General features: G+C 63.1%; 8 protein-coding genes. 2 read left to right on the forward strand and 6 right to left on the reverse strand.

Going from position 1 to position 4,697, the window contains the following annotated elements:
• From Y704_RS18300 to Y704_RS0102115, 5 genes are all read right to left on the reverse strand, one after another.
• The coding region (locus tag Y704_RS18300) for a winged helix-turn-helix domain-containing protein (protein ID WP_216698932.1) at positions 1 to 481 on the reverse strand (481 nt) is incomplete at its 3' end.
• On the reverse strand, positions 478 to 642 hold the full coding sequence (locus Y704_RS24300) for a hypothetical protein (protein WP_162149018.1): 165 nt from the start codon (positions 640 to 642) through the stop codon (positions 478 to 480). The genes Y704_RS18300 and Y704_RS24300, both read right to left, overlap by 4 nt.
• The gene (locus Y704_RS25620) at positions 633 to 1,067 is read right to left on the reverse strand and encodes an FAD-dependent oxidoreductase (protein WP_343212797.1); all 435 of its coding nucleotides are present in this window, start codon (positions 1,065 to 1,067) and stop codon (positions 633 to 635) included. The genes Y704_RS24300 and Y704_RS25620 overlap by 10 nt, the downstream gene beginning before the upstream one ends.
• Entirely contained in the window at positions 1,039 to 1,764 is a 726-nt protein-coding gene (locus Y704_RS0102110) for a class I SAM-dependent methyltransferase (RefSeq protein ID WP_026548898.1), read from the reverse strand. The genes Y704_RS25620 and Y704_RS0102110 overlap by 29 nt, the downstream gene beginning before the upstream one ends.
• On the reverse strand, positions 1,761 to 2,891 hold the full coding sequence (locus Y704_RS0102115; RefSeq protein WP_026548899.1) for a type III polyketide synthase: 1,131 nt from the start codon (positions 2,889 to 2,891) through the stop codon (positions 1,761 to 1,763). The genes Y704_RS0102110 and Y704_RS0102115 overlap by 4 nt, the downstream gene beginning before the upstream one ends.
• Before the next feature lie 318 nt (positions 2,892 to 3,209).
• On the opposite strand from Y704_RS0102115, the gene Y704_RS23795 reads away from it, so the two are divergent.
• Positions 3,210 to 3,353 (forward strand): hypothetical protein, encoded by a 144-nt coding sequence (locus Y704_RS23795; RefSeq protein WP_155850173.1) that lies wholly within the window; start codon positions 3,210 to 3,212, stop codon positions 3,351 to 3,353.
• Here Y704_RS23795 and Y704_RS25045 read toward each other — a convergent pair.
• Positions 3,347 to 3,544, reverse strand: a complete 198-nt coding sequence (locus tag Y704_RS25045) for a hypothetical protein (protein WP_026548900.1) — start codon at positions 3,542 to 3,544, stop codon at positions 3,347 to 3,349. The genes Y704_RS23795 and Y704_RS25045 overlap by 7 nt on opposite strands.
• A gap of 421 nt (positions 3,545 to 3,965) precedes the next feature.
• On the opposite strand from Y704_RS25045, the gene Y704_RS25050 reads away from it, so the two are divergent.
• A complete protein-coding gene (locus Y704_RS25050) occupies positions 3,966 to 4,244 on the forward strand; it encodes a hypothetical protein (protein WP_253904201.1) in 279 nt (92 codons plus the stop codon).
• Positions 4,245 to 4,697: the final 453 nt, after the last annotated feature.

Consider the following 4,697-nt stretch of genomic DNA (forward strand, 5'->3'; position numbering starts at 1 on the left):
TCAGGAGCTCCTCGCGGCCCACCGTGCGAGTCGCGTTCTCGACGAGGTAGTTCAGGATCTCGAACTCCCTGAAGGTCAGGTTCAGCATCTCGCCGTCGAGGTGCACTTCGCGGCGCGACAGGTCGATGAGCGCGCCCGTGGGACGGGCCCGCTGCGCCTGCGACGGGGCGGGAGCCGCTTCGGGGCGCGCACGCCGGGCCACGGTGGGGTCACCGAGTGCCGCACGCACGGCATCGAGATCGGAACCGGGTGTGTCTGCCGGTGCGAGGGCTACCACCGCGTGGCTCTCCGCCGTCGGCACGAGGGACTGCACGTAGGCATGGACGTCCTGTACGAGCTCCGAGAAGGTCGTGCCCGCCGTTGCGGCGGTGGCCTCGTCGAGCGCGACGTACAGCACGAAGCCGCGCGCGGTCGTGTCGCCGGTGACCGCCTGCGGCCCGGGCACACCATTGGGGGCGACGACGGGAACCGGAGCACTCAAGGGCTGTGCGGAGCGTCTGCCCCGGACACCACCTGGGGGCGTGAAGGCGGATGCGGGACCTGCTGCGCGTGGGCGTTGAAGGAAGGTGGGAACTGCTGGCGTGCCTGGCGGTTCTGCGGGGAGCGGAGGGAGATATGGACGTAGCCCGGATTTATTGACATGTAAACAACCTCGTGAAGTGTGCCGTCATCCCGGCTCGAATGTGGGATGTGCCCGGTTGGGATGAAGAGGAATGCCCGCCGTTGGGCTTGAAGTGCGTAGGAGGGGTTGGGATGTAACCGCTGAGCGTGCATTCGATAGCAGCGGAAGTCGGCTCCGGACGTGGCGTCCGAGGAGGGAACTGCGGTTGCAGATGCGGAATCGGGACGCCCCTGGACACCAGCGTCGCGGCCACTCCCGCTGAATCCAGTGCCGCCAGTGCTGGCGGGTGGATGCCGATGGCGCGGGAATGCCTGCTGCGTTCGGTGCGCCGCTCGAGCACGACGGCGTCGAGCCCGGCACGTCGGAGCAGCAGCCCCGTGTAAAGGCCTACCGGCCCGCCGCCGACCACCAGGACGTCACGCACGATCGTTGCCCCCTGGCTCATATACGAGCGAGTGGTGAAACAGGGGGGAGCTCCGCACACTCCAGCCCGTCCGATGCTCCTCTTTCAGACGCAGGCGGAGCTCGGTCGGCGTGTAGCTGCGCCGGATGGAGGTGAGTCCGTCGGCGCGGATGTAGGAATTCCGCAGGGGAATCGTCCCGACTGAAAAAAGTCCGTACGCCACGCGGTGGCGTGAGATGTCACTGTGGACGGCGATGCCGGGGGAGAGTCGCTCGGTATCCCGGAGCAGACCGGTAAATTCGTCCGGGGACAGGTGGTGCAGCAGATGGTTGGAAATCACCGCATCGAACGTTCTGCCCTCGGCAACGAGTTCGGAACTGAACGCCCTGCGGAACGTGAGCCCGGGCACCTGCGGTTGTGTGATCGCGAACGCATGGGCGCGTTCATCGGGATCGATGGCAGTGATCTCGAGGTCGAGCCCGTCCTTGCGTGCCCACCGGGCAAGGGCCCGCGGCACATCTCCGCCGCCGGAGCCGACGTCGAGCAGTGAACACGACGACGAGGTCGACAGGCGCGGCCGTAGCAGCGTTCCGTAGGTGTGGCGCCAGCCCGAGACCACGGCGTTGACGAGACTGAATTGCCGGTACGTGTTCTCCAGCAGCACCGGGTCGCAGTCGGGCCTGTCCATCTCCCACAGGGCGGCTGTATCCCGCAGGGCCAGGAAACCGGAAGGGCTCATGCGCCTACTTTGGTGAAAAGCGCGGTCTCCACGGTGAGCCCGGGACCGAAGGCCATGGAGCAGATGCGGCCGTTGCCGCCCGAGGACGGCAGCTCCAGAATATGCTTGAGGACGAACATCACGGTGGCGCTGCTCATGTTGCCGAACTGCCGGAGCGTCTCGCGGGCAGGCACAAGCTGCTCTTCGGTGAGGTCCAGTTTCGCTTCGACCTTGTCGAGGATGCTGCGTCCACCCGGGTGGATCCCCCAGTGTTCGATCTCGCGGTATGCCTTGCCTCGCAGGGTCTCATCATGGGCCAGCAGCGGTGCCAGAGCGTCGACGATGTGCTCGTCGATGATGTGGGGGACATAGGTGCCGAGGACCATCTCGAAACCCTCATCACCGATGTTCCAGGCCATCGCCTCCTCGCCCACCGGGGTGAGGATGGTTTCGAAGTGATCGAGGCTTAGCGCCGGGCCGTCGAGGGGAAGATCGCGCGCTGTGACAATCGCGGCAGCGGCACCATCGGCGAAGAGCGATGAGCCGACAACGGTGTCCGGGTTATTGGAGGACCGCACGTGCAGTGAGCACAGCTCGGCACTGATGACGAGCACGACGGCGTCGGGGTCGGCCTCGCAGAAGGCCTTCGCCGAGCGGAGCGCGGGGAAGGCCGCATAGCAACCCATGAAGCCGAGGTGGTAGCGCTGTACCGAGGGCGAAAGGCCGAGCGCCCGTACCACCTTGTAATCGGGTCCCGGCGCAAAGAAGCCGGTGCAGGACACCGTCACCACATGGGTGATATCGGCGGCTTCGATACCGGTTGCGGCAGCGAGAGCCTTGCGGCCGGCCTCGATGAAGAGCTTGCTGCCCTCTTCCGCGTACACCTCGTTGCGGGTCTTTGTGCTCGGCGTGAGAATGCGCATCTCTTTCCGGTCGAAGAAGACCGGGTGCTCGGATTCGGTGTCCAGCGTCAGTTCCTTAACCACGGTGTACCGGGTGTCGATCCCTGAGGAGTCGAAGGCCGTGTTGACAAGCCGGGTTCCCAGCCGGGTGAGTTCGGGCTGGGCCGCGAAGGCATCGCGGACCTCGGGCTGCTTCATGAGAGTCTCGGGCACAGCGGTTTCAAGGGACCTCAACATCACTGTCATAGTCCATTACTAGAGGACTGGCGGGCCAAACACAATGAGGCCAAGCCGCCCGGCACCATGGTACGGACAGTAGGCTTAGTGATCCCACAGGCCCGATACCCGAGGTCCTCGAGCTCGGCAGGGGGTACAAGTCCGATCTCGCCGTGCAGGCGGCGGTGGAGGCTCCTATAGTGACACTCCTATAGAGGTTCTCAAGCCGCCAAAGCGATCTGGGCGGCGCGGCGCGGAGCCTATCATGAGGAGTGCGGGAGAGTCGTCGGCCCAAAAAGTCCCTTGAAGACGCTTGATGCGTTACATCACCATGCTTAGGGTTAATCCATGACCACGAACAAGAGGATCATGGCCGCTTCCGCCGCCGTCGTTGCCGGGCTGTTTCTGGCTGCATGCGACAACACGGAAACAGGGCAACCCACCGAGACGACCGCGCCGACGGACGAGGGCGACACTGGTACCGGCTACTGAGGTGGATCCATGTAGCGGTCGCGCAGCAATTCCAGGGCGGTGGGGCGGAGTCGTTCGGGCTCGTCGACGATGATGCGCTGGACGTAGTTCTTGCTGTGCCGGTATCGCGGGATGGCCGCGGGTTTATCCTCTGAGCGTGGCCCCAGAAACGACGAAAAGGTGCCCGCAGGAGCATCGATCCCACGCAACATATCTTTCGGGCTTAACCGCTAAGAAGAATCCCGTATGAAACCTGGTGTGGTTCCCAGGTTGTAATGGCAGTGTTTTGGGCACTTTGGTGGTGTTCTGATTGTCATTGGTAGCCTCAGGTTTTGTTTGAGGTCGCGCACGGCGGAGGCAGCGGTCAGGACTGTCGCGTGGGTGGCTACGGTGTGCCGTGAAGTTTGTTTGTTCTGCGATTTGCTGGTCTGGATTGGCTAGCTGAGCGGTAAGAAGGCCGAGTAAATGGGCGGAGAAATGTGCCGCTCGCGCGGAGGCTCCTGCCCCCGCCCAACCCAAGGGGAGCACCGTATTTGTTCGTTTTGAAATTGGAATCTGTTAGTCGCGGTAGACGAGACCGTTTCCCTTTCGCCGTCTGTCGATTGATAGCTCGAAGACATCCGATCGTCCGTAGTGACCGCCGACATCCAGATCGTGTTGCAGCGCATCCCTTTGGGCAAGGTCGACCGTCGCAATGATGGTGGCGGGCTTGCCAAATACTGGTTCGGTAACCCAGGATCCATCGGGTCCCACAACGCCGGAGCCTCCATTAAAAAGTATTCCCTCTTCTGGGGCGTCGGGGCCAACCCCGGATCGGTATGCAGCGAGCAGTTCGGCCGGGATGTCTTTGGTTGTGAGAAATTGCCCGGCACACAACACGAAGCAGCGGCCCTCGAAAGCGTAGGTACGTGATGCCGCGTGGTGCATTTCGGGGATATCGGGCCACGCTGCAATGTGAATCTGCTCGTCTTGCGCGTGAAGTGCTTGGCGTGCCAGTGGGTGCCAGTGTTCCCAACAGACAAGGCCGCCCACGCGCCCGGCAGGTGTATCCACTACTTTGAGACCCGCCGCGTCCCCATTTCCCCAGACAATGCGTTCGGTGTGAGTGGGGGGTCAGCTTTCGATGCAGATTCAGGGTCTCGCCATCCAGGCCGATCGTGATTAGGGAATTGTAGAGCGTCCCTGAAGCTTTTCCGGCACGCTCGTTCAAACCCATGACAACCGTGGTTTGCGGGCTCTCCGTGGTTCGTGGTGAAAGCGGGTTTCGTGTCGTAGGAACTGAAGGGCTCGTGGCCCTGCTGGGATGGATGTTCTTGACGCATTCATCACTGACAGGAACCACGAGCTTTGATCGAGCCTACTGGG

The organism is Arthrobacter sp. Br18 (genome assembly GCF_000520555.1).
In the GTDB taxonomy this organism is placed as follows: Bacteria; Actinomycetota; Actinomycetes; order Actinomycetales; family Micrococcaceae; genus Arthrobacter_D.

What these genes read in the sequence shown, in the direction of transcription:
- Y704_RS24300 (WP_162149018.1), bottom strand. Translation starts at nt 642, where the DNA reads ATGTCAATAAATCCGGGCTACGTCCATATCTCCCTCCGCTCCCCGCAG.
- Y704_RS25620 (WP_343212797.1), bottom strand. Translation starts at nt 1,067, where the DNA reads ATGAGCCAGGGGGCAACGATCGTGCGTGACGTCCTGGTGGTCGGCGGC.
- Y704_RS0102110 (WP_026548898.1), bottom strand. Translation starts at nt 1,764, where the DNA reads ATGAGCCCTTCCGGTTTCCTGGCCCTGCGGGATACAGCCGCCCTGTGG.
- Y704_RS0102115 (WP_026548899.1), bottom strand. Translation starts at nt 2,891, where the DNA reads ATGACAGTGATGTTGAGGTCCCTTGAAACCGCTGTGCCCGAGACTCTC.
- Y704_RS23795 (WP_155850173.1), top strand. Translation starts at nt 3,210, where the DNA reads ATGACCACGAACAAGAGGATCATGGCCGCTTCCGCCGCCGTCGTTGCC.
- Y704_RS25045 (WP_026548900.1), bottom strand. Translation starts at nt 3,544, where the DNA reads ATGTTGCGTGGGATCGATGCTCCTGCGGGCACCTTTTCGTCGTTTCTG.